16 protein-coding genes are annotated in these 21,768 nt (G+C 36.5%); 15 read left to right on the top strand and 1 reads right to left on the bottom strand.

Translation table 11 applies throughout. The annotated features are described in order from the left end of the window. Positions 1-253 precede the first annotated feature (253 nt). From Q0X52_RS01000 to serC, 15 genes are all read left to right on the top strand, one after another. The gene (locus Q0X52_RS01000) at positions 254-4,945 is read left to right on the top strand and encodes a S6 family peptidase (RefSeq protein ID WP_297573666.1); all 4,692 of its coding nucleotides are present in this window, start codon (positions 254-256) and stop codon (positions 4,943-4,945) included. A 260-nt stretch (positions 4,946-5,205) separates the two neighbouring features. Then, on the top strand, positions 5,206-6,594 hold the full coding sequence (gene dcuC / locus Q0X52_RS01005) for a C4-dicarboxylate transporter DcuC (RefSeq protein WP_297573669.1): 1,389 nt from the start codon (positions 5,206-5,208) through the stop codon (positions 6,592-6,594). A gap of 10 nt (positions 6,595-6,604) precedes the next feature. Then, on the top strand, positions 6,605-8,380 hold the full coding sequence (locus Q0X52_RS01010; RefSeq protein WP_297573671.1) for a M3 family metallopeptidase: 1,776 nt from the start codon (positions 6,605-6,607) through the stop codon (positions 8,378-8,380). Between the two features lie 125 nt (positions 8,381-8,505). Further along, a complete protein-coding gene (locus tag Q0X52_RS01015; protein ID WP_297573674.1) occupies positions 8,506-9,042 on the top strand; it encodes a 50S ribosomal protein L25/general stress protein Ctc in 537 nt (178 codons plus the stop codon). A 9-nt stretch (positions 9,043-9,051) separates the two neighbouring features. Then, positions 9,052-9,624, top strand: a complete 573-nt coding sequence (gene pth / locus Q0X52_RS01020; protein ID WP_297573677.1) for an aminoacyl-tRNA hydrolase — start codon at positions 9,052-9,054, stop codon at positions 9,622-9,624. Further along, positions 9,608-10,669: an LptF/LptG family permease gene (locus tag Q0X52_RS01025; RefSeq protein ID WP_297573681.1), complete on the top strand. Its 1,062-nt coding sequence runs from the start codon at positions 9,608-9,610 to the stop codon at positions 10,667-10,669. The genes pth and Q0X52_RS01025 overlap by 17 nt, the downstream gene beginning before the upstream one ends. A gap of 17 nt (positions 10,670-10,686) precedes the next feature. Continuing rightward, entirely contained in the window at positions 10,687-11,907 is a 1,221-nt protein-coding gene (gene lysA / locus Q0X52_RS01030; RefSeq protein ID WP_297573684.1) for a diaminopimelate decarboxylase, read from the top strand. Further along, positions 11,864-12,970 (top strand): prephenate dehydratase, encoded by a 1,107-nt coding sequence (pheA, locus tag Q0X52_RS01035; RefSeq protein ID WP_297573686.1) that lies wholly within the window; start codon positions 11,864-11,866, stop codon positions 12,968-12,970. The genes lysA and pheA overlap by 44 nt, the downstream gene beginning before the upstream one ends. After that, positions 12,970-14,061 (top strand): histidinol-phosphate transaminase, encoded by a 1,092-nt coding sequence (gene hisC / locus Q0X52_RS01040; RefSeq protein WP_297573688.1) that lies wholly within the window; start codon positions 12,970-12,972, stop codon positions 14,059-14,061. Before pheA ends, hisC begins: the two co-directional genes overlap by 1 nt. Positions 14,062-14,114: 53 nt before the next feature. After that, positions 14,115-15,938: a 1-deoxy-D-xylulose-5-phosphate synthase gene (gene dxs / locus Q0X52_RS01045; protein WP_297573691.1), complete on the top strand. Its 1,824-nt coding sequence runs from the start codon at positions 14,115-14,117 to the stop codon at positions 15,936-15,938. Further along, positions 15,920-16,327: a Fur family transcriptional regulator gene (locus Q0X52_RS01050; RefSeq protein WP_297573693.1), complete on the top strand. Its 408-nt coding sequence runs from the start codon at positions 15,920-15,922 to the stop codon at positions 16,325-16,327. The genes dxs and Q0X52_RS01050 overlap by 19 nt, the downstream gene beginning before the upstream one ends. A gap of 1 nt (position 16,328) precedes the next feature. After that, positions 16,329-17,285, top strand: coding sequence for a hypothetical protein (locus Q0X52_RS01055; RefSeq protein WP_297573696.1), 957 nt, complete (start codon positions 16,329-16,331; stop codon positions 17,283-17,285). Positions 17,286-17,293: 8 nt separating this feature from the next. Next, positions 17,294-18,010 (top strand): bifunctional demethylmenaquinone methyltransferase/2-methoxy-6-polyprenyl-1,4-benzoquinol methylase UbiE, encoded by a 717-nt coding sequence (gene ubiE / locus Q0X52_RS01060; RefSeq protein ID WP_297573699.1) that lies wholly within the window; start codon positions 17,294-17,296, stop codon positions 18,008-18,010. After that, positions 18,007-19,170 (top strand): exodeoxyribonuclease VII large subunit, encoded by a 1,164-nt coding sequence (gene xseA, locus Q0X52_RS01065; protein ID WP_297573702.1) that lies wholly within the window; start codon positions 18,007-18,009, stop codon positions 19,168-19,170. Before ubiE ends, xseA begins: the two co-directional genes overlap by 4 nt. Positions 19,171-19,179: 9 nt before the next feature. Next, entirely contained in the window at positions 19,180-20,253 is a 1,074-nt protein-coding gene (gene serC, locus Q0X52_RS01070) for a 3-phosphoserine/phosphohydroxythreonine transaminase (protein ID WP_297573705.1), read from the top strand. Between the two features lie 64 nt (positions 20,254-20,317). On the opposite strand, the gene Q0X52_RS01075 is transcribed toward serC, so the two are convergent. Beyond that, positions 20,318-21,766, bottom strand: a complete 1,449-nt coding sequence (locus Q0X52_RS01075) for a Ppx/GppA phosphatase family protein (RefSeq protein WP_297573707.1) — start codon at positions 21,764-21,766, stop codon at positions 20,318-20,320. Positions 21,767-21,768 lie beyond the last annotated feature (2 nt).

A 21,768-nucleotide genomic window follows, 5' to 3' on the forward strand; every position in this document is an offset into this window, starting at 1 on the left:
AAATTTATTTTTTCTTTTAAATCGCCCAAATTTGGTTTAATAAATTTCACTATAACTTTATCATTTGTATTTTTTTCATCATCTTAAATTTACAATTTAAATAGAGAAAGAGCTCCAAGATAGCACCTTTTCATCATATGAAATTTAGACTAAATTTATATCAAATTTATATTAAATTTAAGCAAAAATTTATTTTCTCATTTTGTGACTTTTGATAAAATATTTTTCCAAAGAAACCACTTGGAGAAATATCATGAAAAACTTATCACTGTCAATAAGTTTTGCCTGTTGCATTGCAAGCGCCCAAAATATCGATATAAGCAACTTTTATTATAGAGATTTTTTGGACTTTGGACAAAACAAAGGCATATTTAAAAATGGCGGATTAGAACTAACTGGCAAAGACGGCACAAAGTTAAAGTTCCCAAACGCACCTAGTTTTAGCGCCTCTAGCAATTATGGCTCATTAACTCATGTTGGACGCGGATTTGTAGCAACAGCCAATCACGTAAGTAGCCCGATAGATATAGCCGAGCTTCGCAAATTTGGGCTTAGTGACTACAACATAGCAAACCAAAATGTTGGCAATATAAATGGCATTTCAAAGCCCTATGGAAGAGATAGTAAGTTTCTTCGCTTAAACAAATATATTGTTGAGGGCGAAGTGGATATGCTAGATACTACAAATACCACAACTTCATCCAGCCAGCAAAATGAAGCGACAAATTTAGAGAAGTTTAAAAGCGAGCTTGATAAGTTAAAAGATAGTGATGGCAACCTCTATCTATATCAAGCAGGTAGCGGAGTTATTAAGCTACGAAATGCCCAAAAAAGCCTTATGCAAACAAACAGCTCACAAAGTGGGCAATCAAAAGGTGGCGGCTTTGGAACGCTTAACTACGAAGCGATAAAATATGGCGACCTTGTAACTTGCGACGATTGCCAAACAGGCGATAGTCGTGGAATTGTCTTTAACTATGCACCAGATGAAAAGTTTAATAACCGTATCACTAACGGCGATAGTGGAAGTGGCATTTATGCATATGATAGCAATAACAAAAAATGGCTTTTGCTAGGCGTTGTTTCACAAAGCTTAGAGCATTTAGGATTAAATGAAGCAAAAATTTCTTATGTATCACAAAAAGACTTGGATGATTACCGCAAAAACTTTGAGCAAAATATCGCATTAAACCAAAGCCAAAACTACACAATGAACAATAGTGGCTTGATAGATGATGAGAGTTTTACTCAAAACAAAGATATAGTTTTTAGTGGTGGTGGAACTATTGAGGTTAAAGGAAACATTTACCGAAATATAAGCGGCTATGCTGGTGGCTTTGTCTTTTCTGACGCAAATTCGTCTACTACATATAAATTTATAAATGAAAACGGCTATCTTTTCGATGGCTCTGGACTTGATATTGGTAAAAATGTCACTGTTGAGTGGGCTTTGAGAAATAAAAGCGGCGAGAGTTTGCATAAGGTCGGTGCTGGAACGCTTATCGTAAAAACTGCCTACACACCAACAGCAAAAGAAAATCTTGGTTATCTTAAAGTTGGCGAGGGCAAAGTAGAGCTTGATAGCGATAAAAAGGCATTTGAGGGCATTTATATCACAAGCGGGCGAGCTAGTGTGGTGCTAAAAGAGGGCAGAGGTGAGGCAATTGGCGCTACAAAAAATAGCACGAACTCCTACACTTTGTCACAAAACTCCGCCAAAGAAATGGGCTTTTATTTTGGTAAAAATGGCGGTAAATTTGATCTAAATGGCAACTCTTTGCACTTAAATACAATTGCTGCAAACGATAATAGAGCCATTGTTACAAACTCAAATATAAATTTAGCAAACTTAGAGATTGATGGCTTTGGCTACAGCGCAGACAACGAAAAAACTACCAAAAAAGCCGATACTATCATTCATGCATCTATTGGCGAAAACCTAAATCTTATCACCAAAAGTGACACCAAAACGGATAAAAGCCTTATTTTTGATGGCGATATCAACATCAAAGGCAAGTTAGAAGCCAACAATTCAAACATCGTTTTGCAAGGCCACCCAACAGCCCATGCAACGCTTAGTAATGATGAGACTGTTGCTAAAATCAAAACCGCCGAAAGTGCCACAAAAAAAGCAATGGCTGATTATATGGATCTAAGAAAGCCATCAAATTTACACCAGCCTGATTGGGATGAGCGAAATTTCAGCATAAATGGTGGCATAAAACTTACAAACTCAACTCTTACACTTGGCAAAGCAGCCAAGCTAAAAGCCGATATTAACGCAACCAACAACTCACAAATCAACTTTGGCGCAAAGCACTTTATCGATGAGAGCGACACCAAAAACATCTGGGGCGGTGGATTTGGCTACTCTCAAGTTGTAAAAAGTGGCGATTTAAAGGATGATGAGAGTTATGAAAACAGCTCATATAGTGGCACAATTGTTGCAGATGGTGGCAAAATAGACTCGCAATTTAGCAACTTTGCGCCAAATTTAGAGCTTTTGGGCGGCGCAACTTTAAGTGCAAAATATCTTACTTTAAATAGAGAAAACCATCTCAATTTTCAAGGCTCAACTGCACAAATAGAAAATTTAGTGATAAGAGAGCTTTCAGATTTAAACGGAAAGGTTACACTTGATGGAGCCTCTAAACTTGAAGTGCAAAAGGGGCTTGTTTTTGACAGCTCAACTTTTAATTTAGGCTCACTCCAAAATTTAGGCTCAAACTCAATCACTTTAGCGCCCAACCACAACTTAACTCTTTTAAATGGCTCAAATGTAGATGTCAACGACTACTCAAACAGCGGCGAAAATGGCGAAATTGTGGTGCGTAACTCGGCTCTAAAAGCCACAAAAATGAGTTTTGAAAAGAGCGCCAAGGTGTTTTTAGATAGTGGCGAGTTAAAATCAGATGGCGATTTTGTGGCAAAAGATTTAAATTTCACTCTTACAAACTCAAGCAATTTTAAGGCAAATTCACTTCAAAGCACAAACAAAAGCGATATTGTCATTGACAAAGGCTCAGCTCTAAAGACAGCTGGCGATATAGAGTTAGCAAAAGCAAAGATTAGTTTAAATGGCGAAAACTCAAGCCTAGAAGCTAGAAATTTAACTTTAACTGATAGTTCAAATATCGTTTTAAAAGATAGAGCCGAAGTAGCAGTGCAAGAGCTAAAAGCTAAGAATTTAAACCTAACTCTTGCAAACTCAACCAAATTTAGTGCTAAAACACTTAACATAAGCGATGGGCTAAATTTAAATGTCGATGAAAACTCAAGTATTGTTGCTACCACGCTTGAACTAAACAACATCAACAATGCAAATATTGGCAGAAATGTTGCATTTTCTAGCTTAAATTTAAACCAAAGCAACGCCCAAATAGCTGCACTTTCAAATAGCCAAAATGTTGCCTTAAAAAACAGCTCCACTCTACAAATTGATGAGCTAAATTTCAACCAAAGTGCCACTCTATCAAGCGATGAGAGTTCAAAGGCAGAGGTTAAAAGAGCTAAATTTGACGCAAACGAGGGCTTAAATTTGACTCAAAGCAACCTTATTGTGAGTGAGAATTTTACACTAAAAAATGTCGGCAAAAATCTTGGCACTACCACCAACAAAGATGAAGCCCTAAAAAAGGATATGCTAGCCTTTAATTTTGCAAAAGATCTAACACTTCAAAATGGCGCCAAAGTCAATGTGGATTTTGCAAACATCGTAAAGCGGGATAACGCAAACTTGCAGTTTGATAAGTTTTATGAGATTTTTCAAGCCCGCAATCTAAATGGCGCAAATTCTCAAGTAAAACTCAATTTAAATGGCACAAACAACAACTTTTATGCGCAAGGCAAGTTTGAAAATAACAGATATTTAGTTTTGTTTAGAAAGCAAGATCCAAGGAACTTTGAAGAGTTAAATCCACATCTAAAAAACAGAGCCAACTCGCCGCTACTTGAACTTTTGTTGCAACATAACAAAAACGATGAGAGCATTGAAAAGGCGGTAAATGAGAGCAGTTATGACAAACTTAATGAAAGATTGGAAAGGATAAATAGAGATTTTGAAACTCTAGCAAAGAGCGATGAGTTGGTGTTTAAGATATTGCCGCTTTTACAAAAACAGCAAATTTCTCTTCGCATAGATGAAAACCGCTTTGGCAGAGCAAAAGGTGGCGAGCAAAATAGCTCAGCCCAAAGCAATGAGCCACAAAATAGAGTCTTTACAAATGCCGCAAGTAGCCACTTCACAGACAAAGAGGCGAAATTTAACCTTCAGACTATAAGCATTGGCTATGATAAAAATATCTTTGATGACTTTTTGCTTGGTATCATTGCAAGTGCTTCAACTGCCACGCTTTCATCAGACGAGATGAAATTTAAACCCCAAATTTACTCCGTTTCGCTCTACTCAAATGCTATTTTAAGTGATGGAGAGTTGCAAAATGAGCTTAGTTTTTCATCACTTAGTGGTGATAAAACGATAGCAGAGGTAACAGGCAGACAAAAAGGCAAGACTCTATTTTTTGAGACGCTTTATAAATTTGGTCACAAGAGTTTCAAGCCGCTAGTTTTAGCAAGGATAAATGCCAATAAGATGGATGAATTTTGTGCTGGAGAGTATAGGCAAAAAGGGGCAAATGATCTAAGTCTTGACTTTGGAGTTGGCGGGCAGATGATTTGGCAAAAGGAAAGTGGCTTTTATAGTGCTACTTTAACAGCCCAAAGAGCTGTTTTTCACACTCAAAAAGATGTTGATTTGACCTTAACAAACGCTCAAAAGCTCATCTCATACAAAACAAATGAGCCAAGTTTTAGCTTCAATCTCTACGCAAGCGGGATTGAAAACTTCACAAATGGTCTCTTTTTGCGATATGGCATAACTGCATTTATCGATACGAACTCATATAAGGGTATCAAGGGCGATTTGCAAGTGGGATATAGATTTTAGTCTATTTTTGGCGTGAAGTTTTTCTTTGCGCCAAACTTAAACTCTTTTATGACAATCAACAACCTTTCAAAGAGAAAAGAATTCAAATTTAAAGATAAAAGTTTAAATTTATCACATTTCTAAAACTTTAAATTTATAGATAAAAACAAAAAATTTCTCAAATTTCATCAAAATTTGAAAACAATCCATCCAACTTTGACTCAAAAAAGGTGTATAATCCAAAAATTATCCATTTAAATTTTAGTTCAAAAAGGATTTTTATGTTTGGAATTGTAATCGCAACAGTGGTTTTGTTTCTCGTTGGTTGGGCGATACTTAAGGGAAAATACGCTCCGCTAACTCTGTTTTTAGCTGGTGTTTTTATGCTGGTATGTTCAGTTTTGTTGGAAACTGGCTCATTTATGCCAAAAAAAGCGTTGCCAACAGGAAATGACTACCTAAACATCATCGAATTTATTAGGTATATGTTCTCAAATCGCTTGGCAAATCTTGGTTTAATCATCATGCTTATGGTTGGTTTTGCCTCATATATGACACATATTGGCGCAAACAACGCATTTGTCGCCATTGTCACAAAGCGATTGAAGGCGTTAAAAAATCCATATATTATGATTTTTATAGCATTTCTTATAGCAAAATTAATTAGCATGGTTATTACTAGTGCGGCTGGGCTTGGTGTGCTTTGTTTGGCACTTCTTGGTCCAATTTTGGCATCTCTTGGACTAAACAAACTAACAATTGGCTCAATTTGTGCTATGTCAGGTGCTGCGTCAATGGTGCTAATTGGCGGTTCAACTGCGGCTTCTGCAAAAGCAACAGGGCTATCGATACTTGATTATGTATTTTTGTATAAAATCCCAGCTGCAATTCCTACAATTATCGTTATGGGTATAGCGCTTGTCTTTTGGAATATGTATCTTGATAAAAAAGAGGGCTGGGTCTGTAAAAATCACGTCGGAGAGAGTTTGGAATTTGATGGCGAGGTTGAGACACCAAAAGAGGTAGCACCTAAAATTTATGCTATTTTGCCATTTTTGCCAATGATTTTGGTTGTTGTTTTTTCAAAATATTGCATTAGCTCAATCAAGCTTGACATCTCAGCTATTATAATTTTATCGGTCGTTATTGCTATGATTTGCGATACTTTTAGACATAAATTTAGCTTTGCTCCAATAGCAGATGGCTTGAAGCTCTTTTTCCAATCCATGGGACGTGCTTTAAGTGGCGTTGTCGTGCTAATCATAGCAGCTGGCGTGTTTGCTGAGGGATTTAAGGCACTTGGAATGATAGATGCTATTGTAAATTTAGCCAACACGCTTGGATTTGGCGGATTTGGAATGTCAGTGCTTTTTGTTGTCATTACAACGCTTGTTACTATTGTTGCTGGCTCAAATGGCGCTAGTTTTTATCCACTTGTAGAGATGGTTCCAAGTATCGCAGGAAAATTAGGTGTTAGCTCGGTAATGCTTGTGCTTCCAATGCATCAAGCCTCTACAATCGCTCGTCCGCTTTCGCCTATTGCTGGGGTTGTTGTGGCAATTGCTGGAATGCTTAAAGTAAATCCTTTTGCACTTGTAAAAAGGTGCAGCGTGCCTGCGATTTTGGGCTTGATAAGTCATCATATATTTGTATTTTTACTAGCTTTATAAAGGAAAAAATATGCAAAATTTACCACGTTGGCAATTTGACGATAGCTATGTCGATTTTGATAACGAAAAATTTAAGCTCTCTTTGGAAAAGTTAAAAAGTATAGTTAATGAAATTGCAGCTGCAAAAAACTTAAATTTGTGCGAACTTATTGCACTTTATGAAGGTGGTTTTGACATCGCAAGTTCGCTTCTTTCATTTTGTCGTTGCAAGTCAAGCGACAATACATTAGATGAAAGAGCGCTCATTTTTGAGGCAGAAATTTCAGCAAATTTATCAAAACTTAGCCAAATTAAAGAGATGATATTTAAGAAAATGGACGCTTTGTCAAAAGATGATGAAATTTGGCAAAAAGATGAGGTAAAGAGGTGGGAATTTTTCTACAAAGAGTATAAAAATAGCTGGATAAATCAGCTTCCAAGCAGCGAAAAATCTCTATACGAAAAGTTATCTAGTAGCAATTTTGTGCCATTATATGGGCTTTTTAGACATTTAAACAATTTTTTACTTATAAAAACTAGCGATAAAAGTGGCGCTACTAACTCATACAATCTTTCAAAATGCGTTGGCATCTTAAAAGGTAGCAGCGATGAGGTTTTGCGAAAAAATATTTTTGATGAGCTAAAAAAACATTATGAAAAATTTGCTCCACTTTATACAGATTTGCTAAATTTGCTTCACGCTTTTAGGTTAAATCAGTTTCAAAGTGCTGGAATTGATTTGTATCGTGCAAGTTTTGAGCAAAATAGAGTTAGTCAAATGGCGGTAAATGCGATGTTTGAAGCTCTTAAAGATAGACTTGATGGCATTAGAGAGTGTGTAGGGCTTAGAGCAAAATATTTGGGTGGCAATAAGATGAGAGCTTGTGATTTGCTTGCTCCATCGCCATTTAGCGAGAAAAGCTCCATTCCTTATGATGAGGCAATTAAACTTATTTGTGATGCTCTTGGCGAAGTTGGCAAGGAAATCCCGCAGTTTATTCATACAATGCTAGAAAAACGTTGGATAGAAGCCGATGTTCGTGAAAACAAAGCAGGCGGGGCATTTTATATAAGATTTAATGAGTTTAAACAGCCACGAATCTTTTCTTCGTATTTAGGTACTTTTGCCCACTTTATCCAACAAGCCCACGAGCTAGGTCATGCGTGGCACTATTGGATTATGCGCGATATGCCGACATTGCAAACGGAGTTTCCAATGAGCTTGGCAGAGAGTGCTAGCACATTTAATGAGGCAGTTTTGCGAAACTATCTTCTAAAAAATAGTAAAGATAGCGCCTTGAAATTTGATATTTTGTGGCAAGAGTTAAAAGCAGCGGCAAATTTTATGCTTCACATCTCTGTGCGATATGATTTTGAAATTTCTTTTATCGAGGCTAGAAAAAATGGCATTGTAACGCCACAGCAAATAGGTGAGATGTTAAAAAGTGCGTGGGAAAAATGGTATGGCGATTGCACTAGCGATTATGAGAGCTTTTTGCCATATTTTAAACTACATTTTTATAAAACAGATCAATATATTTACAACTATCCTTATACTATCGGCTATCTTATATCACAATTTCTAATCGCCAAATTTAGGCAAAACTCTAGTGGTTTTATCGATATTTATAAGGCATTTTTGAGGGATTGCGGTTCAAATAGTGTTGATTTTGTGATAGAGAAACATTTTAAGAAAGACATAAAACAAAAGGAGTTTTGGCTTGAATGTATCGACAATGCCTTACAATATGCAGATGAGTTTAAGAGGCTAAATTTTAGTGATTTAAATTTGGTTAAAAAAGCTTAAATTTAAGCGATTTTGTCTGAATTTGAGCCTTAAATTTCTAAATTTCACTTTATGGTGGCTCTCTTAAAGCTAAATTTATTTAAACTTATATATAATGACAGATTATTTTATTGTAAAGGAAAGAGATGTTAGAAGGAATTGTTAGAGAGAGTATCGGCAAAAAAGCTGCAAAAGCTTTGAAAAGAGATGGTTATCTAATAGCTAATATCTATGCAAAGGGAGTTGATAACGTCTATGCAGCTTTTAAAACAAATGAGTTTATCAAAGCTGTAAGAGCTAAAGAGACTCTTGCATTTGATGTAAAGGTTGGAGATAGCGTTTATAAAGTGGTTGTTGAAGAGTATCAAAAGCACCCTGTCACAAACGAGCTAACTCACGTTGATTTACGTGTTGTTCATGATGATGTTTTGGCAAGATATTTTGTGCCAATTACTATAACAGGAAGCGCTATCGGACTAAAAAATAGAGGAATTTTAGTTCAATCCAAAAGAAGACTACCAGTTCAATGCAAAGGAAAAGATCTTCCAAATGAGTTTGTGCTAGATGTAACAAATCTTGATGTTGCAGACTCTTTGTTGGTTAGAGATGTAGAGGTTCCAAAAGGTGTAAAACTACTTGACAAACCAGATGTTGCCTTAGTCGGGGTTCTTACAGCCAAATAGGAATTTTTGATGATATTAGTTGCAGGTCTTGGCAATCCAGGACCTAACTATATAAACACAAGGCACAACATTGGCTTTATGCTAATTGATGAGCTCTTAAAAGAGGGCGATTTTGCCTTCGTTGGCTCATCTAAATTTAAAGGAGAGCTCTACAAAAAGGGCACGACCTTGCTTTTAAAACCACTTACTTTTATGAATCTAAGCGGACTTTCACTCTATGAGGCAGTTAAGTTTTACAAACCAGAGAGAGTTGTTGTAGTGCATGATGACCTAGATCTTAACTTTGGCGCTATAAGATTTAAATTTGGCGGAAGCAACGCAGGACACAACGGGCTCAAATCAATAGATGAGATGATAGGAGCTGATTATGAAAGAGTGCGACTTGGCATCTCAAAACCACTTTTAAAACAGTCAGTTTCAAACTATGTCTTGGGTACTTTTAACGAGCAAGAGAGAGGTCACTTAGGGGAGTTTTTGACTGCTGCAAAAAATGGAGTAAAGGAGCTTATTAAAAGCGATTTAAAGAGTGCTTCTAACAAATGGACTATAAAAAAAGGCTTTAGCAGTGAGACTTTATGCTAGATATATAGCCTATCTCTACATTAAATTTTTTTTTATAGTTTTTTTATCATTGGAGTTTTTTTACGTAGGAATTGATCTTTTAACCAACCTAAACAAGCTTCCACAAGGCGCCAACACAAAGGTGCTATACATCATTTTTACAGCGCTTGATGCGATAAACTATACCTTGACTATCAGCCTTATTTTGGCCTTGATAATAGTCAAATTTAATATGATTAGAAATAACGAATTGGTAAGCTTCTATGCGCTTGGAGTTGATAAAAATAGCGTAATATTGCCCCCTTTTTTAACGGCACTTGTTATCACGCTTTTTTACATAGCTCTCAATCAGACAAATTTCGCCTATGCTAGAGAATATCAAAAAAATGTTACAAACCTAAATATATTCTCAAAGCCATCAAGCTCTTTGCTTTTGAAATATCAAGATGACTACATCTACATAGGTAGGCTAGATCCTAGCAAGAAACATGTCTCAAATATAAAGATTTTTAGCAAACTAGATGGAAATATAAGCTCTCTTAAGGAGGCAAAAGCTGGCTTTTATGATGGAGAAAAGTGGCATTTAAAAGAGTTAAAAGAGATTAGTTTTAACAAAAATTTAGAGCTTGGCAAAGATGGATATGAGGTGATAAAGCAAGAGCAAGCAGCCACGCTAAGTGATTTTGATCCAAAGATAATCGGACAATTTGCTAGATCTGTAAATAACTACTCAATAAAAGACGCTCTAAAAGTAATTGCCACTTTTGACAAAGAGGGAGTAAATGTAAGGTCAATAAAAGCAGTGCTTTATAACCTCATATTTTTTCCATTATTTGCCCCATTTATGGTGCTAATCCTCTACTATTTTTTGCCAGTAACGGGCCGCTTTTTTAACTTGGCAATTGTTAGTTTTCTCTTTGTTTTGGTTGCCTTGCTACTTTGGGGAGTACTTTTCTTGCTTGCTAGATTTGCCTTTAATGGAGTGATCTATCCAGAAGTTGGCATAATAGCTCCTATTGTCTTGCTTGGTGGATATGGAGGATATCTTTATGTTAAAAATATTTAAATTTATTAAGGACAAAAATGGATTATAAAAAACTTGCTTCAAAGTATGAAACACCGCTCTATATCTATGATATAGATGAGATAAAGAGTAGATATCTAAAGATAAAAGAGCAGTTTTTTGCAAGAAAATCGCTTATCTGTTTTGCGCTTAAAGCAAACTCAAATTTAACCGTTTTAAAAGAGCTTGCAATGAGTGGCGCAGGTTTTGACTGTGTTAGTTTAAATGAGATAAAAAGGGCGCTTTTGGTTGGTGCAAAACCTTATAAGATCATCTTTTCAGGCGTTGGAAAGAGCGATTTTGAGATAAAAGAGGCGCTTAAGGCTAAGATACTTATGATAAATGTAGAGAGTTTTGCAGAGCTTAAAAGAGTTGAAGTGGTTGCAAAAGAGCTTGGAGTTGTTGCAAATATGAGTGTTAGAGTCAATCCAAACATAGATGCCAAAACTCATCCCTACATCACAACCGGACTTAGCAAGGATAAATTTGGAGTCTCTATAGAGAGCGCAAAAGAACTCTATATCTATGCTAAAAAGAGCGATTATCTAAACCCAATTGGTATCCATTTTCATATAGGTAGCCAAATCCTAGATACTACACCGATAATAGATGCTGCAAAAGTTGTCTCAAATTTGGTAAGTAGTCTAAAAAGTATCGATATAGAGCTTAAGTTTTTTGATGTTGGTGGTGGGCTTGGAGTTAGATATAAAGATGAGGTTGAGCCAGATCTCTACTCTTATGCGCAAGGAATTTTAGCAGCGCTTAATGGCAAGGATATTACAATTGTTGCAGAGATTGGTCGCTATATCTGCGCAAATGCGGGAGTTTTTCTTACAAAGGTTTTGTATGAGAAACAAAACGAACAGAAGAGGTTTGTCATAGTTGATGGAGCGATGAATGACCTTATCCGCCCTAGTCTTTATGGTGCATATCACAAGATTGAGTCACTAAAAGGCGGCGATAGCTCTTTGTGCGATGTTGTTGGTCCAATTTGTGAAAGTGGCGATTTTTTGGGCAAAGATATAGAGTTGTCACATCTTAATGGCGGCGACTTGCTTTTGGTAAAGGGTGCGGGCGCTTATGGATTTACAATGAGTAGCAACTACAACTCAAGAGCTAGAGTGGCTGAAGTTGGTATAAAAGACGGCAAAGACTTTTTGATTAGGAAAAGAGAGAGTTTTGATGACCTGATTAAAAATGAGCTTTGTTGTTTGGAGGGAGGCTGTTTTGAAAAACATTGACGACTTAAGAGGCGGAATTGATAAGATTGATGCTGATATTTTGCAACTCTTAAAGGAGCGTATGGTCTATGTAAAGAGCATTGGCGAGCTAAAGCAGTCAAGCAACAGCACCATTTATAGACCAGAAAGAGAGAGGGCCATTATCAACCGCTTGGTTGAGCTTGGACTTGGAGATCTCAACAAAAAGGCTATTGAGGCGATTTTTTTTGAGATATTTTCAGTCTCTAGAAATTTAGAAAAGCCACAAAAAGTAGCGTTTCTAGGACCTCTTGGAACATATACTCATCAGGCTGCAAGAGCTAGATTTGGCGCTATTAGCTCATATAGTCCGCTAGCAACTATTGAAGCTGTTTTTAAAGAGATTGAAAATGGCGAGGCAAAATATGGCGTAGTCCCCATAGAAAACAATACCGAAGGTGCCGTTGGCGCGACACTTGACTCACTTGGCAAATATGACAATGTAAAGATAGTGGCTGAAATTTATATGGATATTCACCACTCATTTGTTAGCAGATATGAAAATATCAACGATATAAAAAAGATCTACTCTCATCCGCAAGGCTACAACCAGTGCTTGAATTTTTTAGAAGATCACGGACTTAGTGAGATTGAGTTTATCCCTACCAAATCAACTGCACTTGCAGCCAAAATGGCGGCTAAGATAGACAATAGCGCTGCAATTTGCTCTCAAATAGCAGCCAAGCTTTACAATGTTCCTATAATGTTTGAGACTATTGAGGACAACAGTGCAAATAAAACGCGCTTTTTTGTGCTAAGTGACTTTAAAAATAGCCTAAGTCAAAATAGCAAAACAACCATACTTGCCAAAACAGACCATAGGCCAGGCGGTTTGGTGGAGCTTCTTTTGATGTTTAGAAATGAGAATATAAACTTAACCAAACTTGAGAGCAGGCCGATAAAAAATAGGGAATTTAAGACAAATTTTTATATAGATTTTGAGGGACATATTGATGATGAGCATGTAAAAAGAGTGCTTGATCTTGCCCAAAGAAGTGGCCATGATATAAAGTGGCTTGGAAGCTATCTAAATGGAGAGAAGTGATGAAATTTAATGAGACATTAGACAAAATAAAGACATATGAAGCGGGCAAACCAATAGAACTAGTAGTAAAAGAGTTTGGCATAAAAAAAGATGAGATAATAAAACTTGCAAGTAACGAAAACCCTTATGGTGCCGGTAAAAAAGCGATAAAAGCCATCAAAAAAGGGGCCAAATTTGCAAGTCTTTATCCAGATGATAGTATGAGCGAGTTAAAAGCGGCATTGGCTAAAAAGTATGAGCTCGAATTAAAAAACATCATCATAGGACAGGGAAGCGATGAGATTATTGAGTTTTGTGTCCATGCAAAGGCGAACAGGCACAAAGGTATTTTAACCGCTGGTGTAACTTTTGCGATGTATGAAATTTACGCCAAGCAAATAGGTGCAAAAGTCTTTAAAACAGAGTCAAAAGAGCATGACTTAGATGAGTTTTTACAAATTTACAAAGAGAAAAAAGAGGAGATTGCAATTATCTTTTTATGCATTCCAAACAACCCGCTTGGCGAATGCGTCCGCACAAAAGAGCTTTATGATTTTTTGGATAAGATAGATGATGAGACCTTGGTTGTCATAGATGGCGCTTATAATGAGTTTGCAAGCTACAAAGACAAAAACAGAGCGCTCTGTCCAAAAGAGCTCATTAGCAAATATCCAAACACCATCTATCTTGGAACATTTTCCAAGCTTTATGGACTTGGTGGCATGAGGATAGGTTACGCGCTTAGCAAAGAGGAGATTATCTCAACTCTTATGAAAGTAAGAGCGCCATTTAATGTGACAACTCTTAGTCTAATCGCAGCAACAGCGGCGCTACAAGACAAAAAGCAGAGCAAAAAGACTCTTAAAAATAATCTCAAAGAGATGAAAAGATATGAAGAGTTTGCCATAAAAAAGGGGCTTAAATTTACAGATAGCTACACCAACTTTATAACTTTTTATCACAAAAACTCAAGCAACATTTGCAACGAGCTTTTAAAAAGTGGAGTGATATTAAGAGATCTAAAGAGTTATGGGCTTGATGCTTTTAGGATAACGATAGGGACAAAGAGCCAAAATGATAGAGTTTTGGGACTTTTAGATGAGCTACTTTAGGTTTAAATTTATATTAGTTTGATAGTATTTAGATTATTTAAAAAGAGTAGAAAGTGGATATAAAAGGCAAAAACATAGAAGAGCTAAAAGAGCTTTGTCAAGAGATTAGAGAGCGTATTTTAGAAGTTGTTAGCAAAAACGGCGGTCATCTTAGTTCAAATATAGGAGCTGTCGAGTTAATAGTTGCTATGCACTATGTTTTTGATGTAAAAAAAGATCCATTTATCTTTGATGTAAGTCACCAAAGTTATGCACACAAGCTCTTAAGCGGTCGTTGGGATAGCTTTAGCTCACTTAGAAAATTTGGCGGAATTAGTGGCTATACCAAACCAAGCGAGAGCGAGTATGATTACTTTATAGCTGGACATAGCTCAACTTCCATCTCTTTGGCAGTTGGAGCTGCAAAAGCCATCAAGCTAAAAAACGAAGATAGGCTTCCAGTAGTTTTGATAGGCGATGGTTCGATGAGTGCAGGTCTTGCATATGAGGCGTTAAATGAGCTAGGCGATAGAAAATATCCCTGTGTTATCATCCTAAATGACAATGAAATGTCCATCTCAAAGCCAATAGGCGCACTTAGCAAGTATCTTTCCAAAGCGATGGCAAGTAAAGGCTATCAGAGCTTTAAAAAAGGTGTTAGTGGCTTTTTGGAAAAGCTACCAGCAAGTGCTAGCTATATGGCTAAAAGAGTTGAAGGGAGTTTTAAGCTCATAATTCCAGGGATGCTTTTTGAAGAGTTAGGACTTGAGTATATAGGTCCTGTCAATGGTCACAATATCAAAGAGCTTATAGAGACCTTCCAGATAGCAAAGCAGATAAAAAAGCCAGTTTTGATACATGCTCAAACTCTCAAAGGCAAAGGCTATGAAAAGGCGGAGGGCTATCTTGCCAATTGGCATGGAGTTGGACCATTTGATTTGCAAAGTGGCAAATTTGTTAAAAAGTCAGACAAACCAAGTGCGACAGCGATATTTTCTACAAAGCTTTTGGAGCTAGCGCAAAGATATGACAATATCGTAGGCGTTACAGCAGCTATGCCAACGGGAACGGGACTTGACAAGCTTATAGAGAAATTTCCAGATAGATTTTGGGATGTTGCCATTGCAGAGCAACACGCAGTAACTTCAATGGCTGCTATGGCAAAAGAGGGCTTTAAGCCCTATATTGCGATTTACTCTACATTTTTGCAAAGAGCCTATGACCAAGTTATTCATGATTGTGCCATTATGAGTTTGCCAGTTGTCTTTTGTATGGATAGAGGCGGAATTGTTGGCGAGGATGGCGAGACACATGAGGGAGTTTTTGATATAAGCTTTCTAAATGCCATACCAAATTTAACTCTTATTGCACCAAGAGATAGGAAAACTTTTGAGGCGATGTTGGAGCTTGCTTATAAATTTGACAAACCTTTGGCTATTAGATATCCAAGAGGTAGCTTTGTGCTTGAAAATGAGTTTAGTAAAGTAGAGTTAAAAACTACCATGCTTGAAGATAACAGCTCAGATATCACTTTTATAGGCTATGGCAACAGCGTAGGCGAGGCATATCTTGTAAAAGAGCTTTTAAAAGCTGACAATATAGTTCCAAATTTGGTAGATTTGGTCTTTGCAAAGCCGCTAGATAAAGAGTTTCTTATAAATTTAGCCAAAAAAAGCAAAAGATGGTTTATCTTTAGTGAGTCGGTTAAAAAGGGCGGTATAGGCGAGATTCTTAGTGGATTTTTGCAAGAGAGTAACATAATTGACGTTTCTATTGTAAGTTTTGAGATAGAGGATATTTTTATACCGCATGGCGATACAAAAGAGGTCAAAAAATATCTAAATATCGATATCCAAAGTATGAAAGAAAGAGTTAAGCAATGCTTACAAAGCTCCTAAAACAAAGCGGTCTTAAGGCGACAAAGCAACGACTTTTTATACTTGAAGAGTTGCTGCTTCACACTCATCCTACTATTGATGATCTCTATGCCAAAATCAAACAAAAAGAGCCAAAACTCTCACTTGCAACGCTTTATAAAAATTTAAATCTTCTTATAGAAAAAGATATTGTAACAAAGATAGAGATTAAAAATGAAAAGTCCAGATTTGATATATTTGATAAGCCGCATATCCACTCAGTTTGTAGCAATTGCAAAGAGATTGTAGATCTAGACGATGAGCTTTTGGATTTGTGCAAAGAAAAGATTGAAGAGAGACTAAACGAAAAGGTAGAGAGGTTGCATGTAGTTTTATCTACAGCTTCTTGTAAAAAGTGTAAAGAGGGCTAAAATGGATAAATTTATAGTAGATGAAGAGAGTTTAAAAGAGCTGATTTGCAATGCCAGATGGCTAACCTCTGATGAGATAAAGCTCTATTCTATAGCAGATGAGTGCTACATCAAAAAAAATGATGACTATTTTTTAGAAAAAGAGGGTAAAAAAGAGCACATTTTAAAAGAGCAGTTCGAACCCAAAAAAAGAGTTGGCTCATTGGTAATAAAGACAACCCATCTTATAAATTTAGATGGTCATGTTTTTAGTGTTGATATCTATAAAAAACCACAAAGAAATTTAACCATTATAAGCTCAAAAGAGGAGAATGATTACCTAAAAGAGCACTTTAGCAAGTTAGAGGATTTTAGCGACAAAGAGCTTTGCAAGTTTGCAAGAGTAGATAAAGAGGGCGGATTTGTAGCAAGTAGTTCGTATGATTATTTTAGAGAAGTTTTAAAGAGAAGTTGTGAAGATATCGATTTTGCTCTTTTTCAAAGAGTGCTTTTTAAATTTGGCTTTTTTTTGCAAGAGAGTATGCGAGAGTTTTTAGAAGATATCGACAAAGAGAGCTTTATCTTGGCTAAAGATAAAGATACTATCGATGTTGTGATAAAAGATAAGAGCCATTTTTATGCAAAAAATGATCTCTCACTTAAGTATTTTATCTCTGAAGAGATAGCAAAAAAGAGTTATAATCTCTCTGAAAATTTAAAAGAGAATGATTTGGATAACTTTTTGATAGGGTTGGCGCCACTTTGCGAGATTTTTGATGAGTTTGGCGGTATCTATTATGAAAAAAGAGAGCAAAGGCTTATAGAAAAGCTAAATAGAGCTTTTAAGAAGTTTTTAGAGATTAAAAATAGCGATGTCGAGCAACTTGTTAAGGAATTTGATATAAAAGATAGGATAAAACAGCAGCAAATCGAGCATAAACTAGACAGCCTCTACTTGTTGCTTAGAAATTATAAATAAGGAAAATTGTGGAAAAAGAGGAAAAGATAGTCTCAATGTTTAACCAGATTGCTCCAACTTATGATAGAGCAAATAGGGCTATGAGTTTGGGTGTGGATTTGGCTTGGAGAAGAAGTGCTTGCAAAATTGTCTATAAAAAGACTGCACAAAAAGAGATAAGTATAGCAGACATAGCTTGCGGAACGGGCGATATGATGGGGGTTTGGCAAGAGATGGCGGCTAAATTTGATAAAGAGATTGTAAGTTTAGTTGGGGTCGATCCAAGTAGCGGAATGCTTGAAGTTGCAAAAAAGAAGTTTCCGCAGTTTAAATTTATAGAGGCTTTGGCAGATAATACAACGCTTGGTAGTGGGATTGCCGATATATTAAGCATTAGTTATGGCATAAGAAATATTCCAAAGCGAAAAGAGTCATTAAGAGAGTTTAATAGAGTTTTAAAAAATGGCGGTCATCTTGTAGTTTTAGAGTTTGCCAAAAATGATAAAAAGAGCTTTATCTCTAAATTTAGAGAGTTTTATCTAAAAAATATTGTCCCAAGAGTAGGTGCTTTTATCTCTAAAAATAGAGCTGCATATGAGTATCTTCCAAACTCAATAGATAATTTTCTAGATAAAGATAGCTTTTGTGATGAGCTAAAGGAGTGCGGTTTTGAGCTTGAGTTGGTAAAGGGCTATAGCTTTGATATCTCAACTCTATTTCTTGCAAAAAAGGTAAAAAATATATGATTTTGTCTGTTGGAGAGCTAAACGAACAGGCAAAAGCTCTACTAAATAGCACTTTTTCACTTGTCGAAGTAAGAGGCGAGGTGAGCAAATTTACAAAGCATTCAAGCAAACATTGGTATTTTACTCTTGTTGATGAGGAGCAAAATAGCATAGATGCTGTGATGTTTTATTTTCTAAATAAAAATGTTGCCAAGATACCAGAGATAGGCGATAGTGTGATAGTTGGTGCAACAGTTGATCTATATGCCAAAACGGGGCGATATCAACTAAATGTAAAGTCTATGCGAGCAGATGGTGAGGGCGAGATAGAAAGAGAGTTTAGAGAGCTTAAGAAAAAGCTAGAAGATGAGGGACTTTTTGAAAATAAAAAGCCAATTCCCAAGTTTCCAAACCGCATAGCTATCATCACTAGCACAACCTCTTCAGCCTATGAGGATTTGAAAAAAACAGCATCCAAGAGATGGCAACTTTGCAAAATCGATGTTTATAACTCTTTGATGCAGGGAAATGAGGCGCCAAGCTCTATTATGGCTATTCTTTCAAAGATCGATTTAGCTGGTTATGATGTCATCATCATAGCAAGGGGCGGCGGTAGCAAAGAGGATCTGAGAGCTTTTAATGATGAGTCTTTGGCAAGAGCAATAGCCTTTGCTAAAACTCCGATAGTTACTGGAGTTGGGCATGAAGATGACTGGACGATAGTTGATTTTGTAAGTGACCACAGAAGCTCCACTCCAACAGCCTCAATAGTCGATATTTTGCCACATTTTGAGACAATTATGCAAGATTTAGACACAAAAGAGAGTGCGCTTAAAAGCTATATCTTAGCTATCCTAACAAACAACAAAAATACTCTAGCACTTCTAAAAGAGCGGCTAAACAGACATGATCCAACCTCTACAATAGAGCTATTTAACCAAAAAATAGTAGCAAGAAAAGAGAGCCTGAAGCGAGATTTGGAGCTTAAATTTATGAAATTTAGCGAACTTTTAAAGAGAAAAGAGCTAGTTTTAAATGAAAAAAAACATCAATTAGATAGTGTTTCAAATTTAGTAAATGTCCTAAAAGGTGGTAAAATTTGCGATATATCGATGCTAAGTAGTGGCGATAGCATAGAGTTAGTTTCAAAAACAGCAGTAAAAAAAGCAATCATAGAGTAAGGAGAGATAATGAGAGTTAGAAATTTCAACGCAGGACCTGGCGCAATACCTTTGGAGGTTTTGCAAAAAGCAAGAGATGAGTTTTTGGATTTTAATGGCAATGGCTGCTCAATAATCGAGCTTTCACACCGTTCAAAAGCCTTTGATGAGGTGATAAATAGCGTTAAGATGAGAGTAAAAAGGCTCTACTCATTGACAGATGAGTTTGAGATTTTGTTTTTGCAAGGTGGTGCTAGCTTGCAGTTTGCACAAATTCCTATGAATATGACAAATGGCGGAGTTGCACAATATGTAGATACTGGTGCTTGGACTAAAAAAGCGATAAAAGAGGCTGAGATTTTAGGTATAAAGCACGAAGTAATCGCAAGTAGCAAAGAGGATGGTTATAGTTACATTCCTAAGTTTAAATTTAGCGATGATGCAGACTATGGATATATCTGTTCTAACAACACAATTTACGGCACACAATACAGGGAGCTTCCAAAGACAAAGTGCCCTCTTATAGTAGATAGCTCAAGCGATCTTTTTTCAAGACCTATTGATTTTGGCAATATTGGACTTTTTTATGGTGGTATCCAAAAAAACGGCGGTCCATCGGGAGTTGTGCTAGTTATCATAAGAAAAGAGCTAGCAGAGCAAAGAGACAAGAGCAACCTACCAACTATGCTTAGATATATGCCACAAATTCAGGCAAATTCTATGGTAAATACTCCAAATACCTTTGGTATCTATATGCTTGGACTTACACTTGAGTGGATAGAGAAATTTGGCGGATTGAAAGAGATAGAGAGATACAACGACAAAAAATCAAAACTTCTTTATAAGAGCATTGATGAGATGAGTGAGTTTTATATAGGTCATGCAAGGGCTGATTCTAGATCAAAGATGAATGTTGTCTTCAATCTCGCCAACAAAGAGCTTGAGGCTAAATTTATAGAAGAGTCGCTTAAAAATAATATGATAGGCTTAAAAGGACATAGATCGGTTGGCGGCATAAGAGCCTCTATCTACAACGCTGTTACATATGAAGATGTAGAGGCACTCACCTCATTTATGAGTGATTTTGCAAAGAAAAATGGCTAAATAGCCACAAATTTGTCAAATTTACGCAAAAAAAGGCGTAAATTTGGCTTTTATAAAGGCTTTATTAGACAAAAGAGATGATGTAGTCTTGCGGCTTTGAGATTTTTCTTAATGACTCTTTTATATATGTATGTTGTTTGATACCATCTACTAAAAGAGTTGCGTCTTGTAGTTTAAATTTGATATTTTTTTCATTACACATATCAAGCACCTTTGCCACCTCTAGCAGGTGACTTAGCCAAACGATAGTCTCTTTGCTAGGTAGCAGAGTGCCAAACATCTTATACCTCTCTTCATTGATAGCTTTTTTGCCATGTAGCTCTACTATCATTGCAATTAGTGCTTTTTGTTCATGAGTAAAGCCGTAGTTAAGAGCATTTAAGATGATATAAGCGGTGTGATTGTGAGTGGCATAGTAGCCAATTTTATTGCCGATGTGACAAAGTCTAGCAGCAACTCCAAGCTCAAAAGAGTAGGCGCTATCTAGCTTATGGATAGGTAGAAGTTCTTTAAAAAGGGCTCTTGTAATCTTGCTAAGATTTGCCGTTTCGTCTATACCAAATCTATCAAGCAAACTTTTTAAACTAGGGCTAAAACCCTTTGGAAATTTGGGATTGCGAGGCATTAGACTACAGAGAAAAAGCCCCTCTCTAACGCCAACGCCACTAGTATAAATCTCCTTTGCACCAACTAAAGAGGCTGTTTTATTAAAGATCATTGCCCCCTCTCTTATGGTATCAAAACGCTCTTTTTTGATACAGAAGTTGGCTAGATCTTTTATTTTGGCATTTGATAGAGCAGTTATAAACTCTCTGTTTTTCTCAAAGTCATATTTAAAGCCATGCAGGATTTTGATGGGGTAGTTGCTCTTTTCTACTATGGCATTTGAGATGGCTCTAAGACTTCCACCGATGGCAATGACAGTTTGACCTTTGAAGTGTAATGGGACTTTTGCAAGTTCGCTATCGATAAATTTATCAACTTTTTTAAACTCATTTTTATCAAAAAATAGCTCTTTTATCCTAACAGTTCCTAAATTTAAGGAGCAAACCTCCTCTATCTTGCCATCTTTGATATGGACTAACTCAGTAGAGCCACCGCCAATATCAACACAGATAGCATCTTGCAAAGGTGGCAAAAGATTGAGTGTGGCAACACCATCATAATAGGCCTCTTTGTTACCATCAATCACCCTAAGACCGATACCCAAAGTCCTTATGCGTTTCAAAAACTCATCTTTGTTTGGTGCATCTCTAAGAGCCGATGTTCCAACTGCCATGACCTTTCTTACTTGATATCTCTTTATAAGTTTTTTAAACTCCAAAAAGGCCTCATAGCTATTTTGCATAGCACTTTCTTGCAAAAGACCGCCATTTTCGTAGGCACCCTCGCCAAGCTTAACATTTATCTTAAACTCACCAACTGTAAAAAATCCTAGTCTGCTAGTTCTTTCGAAAATCGCCATTCTTACGGAATTTGAGCCAAGGTCGATAATCGCTACTCTTTTACTCATTA

The sequence above is a fragment of the uncultured Campylobacter sp. genome, assembly GCF_947255105.1.
GTDB lineage: Bacteria > Campylobacterota > Campylobacteria > Campylobacterales > Campylobacteraceae > Campylobacter_B.

Bases quoted from the DNA above. Each gene is read 5' to 3' on its own strand.
- serC (WP_297573705.1), top strand. From the start codon at position 19,180: ATGAGAGTTAGAAATTTCAACGCAGGACCTGGCGCAATACCTTTGGAG.
- dcuC (WP_297573669.1), top strand. From the start codon at position 5,206: ATGTTTGGAATTGTAATCGCAACAGTGGTTTTGTTTCTCGTTGGTTGG.
- Q0X52_RS01010 (WP_297573671.1), top strand. From the start codon at position 6,605: ATGCAAAATTTACCACGTTGGCAATTTGACGATAGCTATGTCGATTTT.
- hisC (WP_297573688.1), top strand. From the start codon at position 12,970: ATGAAATTTAATGAGACATTAGACAAAATAAAGACATATGAAGCGGGC.
- pheA (WP_297573686.1), top strand. From the start codon at position 11,864: ATGAGCTTTGTTGTTTGGAGGGAGGCTGTTTTGAAAAACATTGACGAC.
- xseA (WP_297573702.1), top strand. From the start codon at position 18,007: ATGATTTTGTCTGTTGGAGAGCTAAACGAACAGGCAAAAGCTCTACTA.
- Q0X52_RS01050 (WP_297573693.1), top strand. From the start codon at position 15,920: ATGCTTACAAAGCTCCTAAAACAAAGCGGTCTTAAGGCGACAAAGCAA.
- Q0X52_RS01055 (WP_297573696.1), top strand. From the start codon at position 16,329: ATGGATAAATTTATAGTAGATGAAGAGAGTTTAAAAGAGCTGATTTGC.
- Q0X52_RS01000 (WP_297573666.1), top strand. From the start codon at position 254: ATGAAAAACTTATCACTGTCAATAAGTTTTGCCTGTTGCATTGCAAGC.
- Q0X52_RS01075 (WP_297573707.1), bottom strand. From the start codon at position 21,766: ATGAGTAAAAGAGTAGCGATTATCGACCTTGGCTCAAATTCCGTAAGA.
- lysA (WP_297573684.1), top strand. From the start codon at position 10,687: ATGGATTATAAAAAACTTGCTTCAAAGTATGAAACACCGCTCTATATC.
- Q0X52_RS01015 (WP_297573674.1), top strand. From the start codon at position 8,506: ATGTTAGAAGGAATTGTTAGAGAGAGTATCGGCAAAAAAGCTGCAAAA.
- pth (WP_297573677.1), top strand. From the start codon at position 9,052: ATGATATTAGTTGCAGGTCTTGGCAATCCAGGACCTAACTATATAAAC.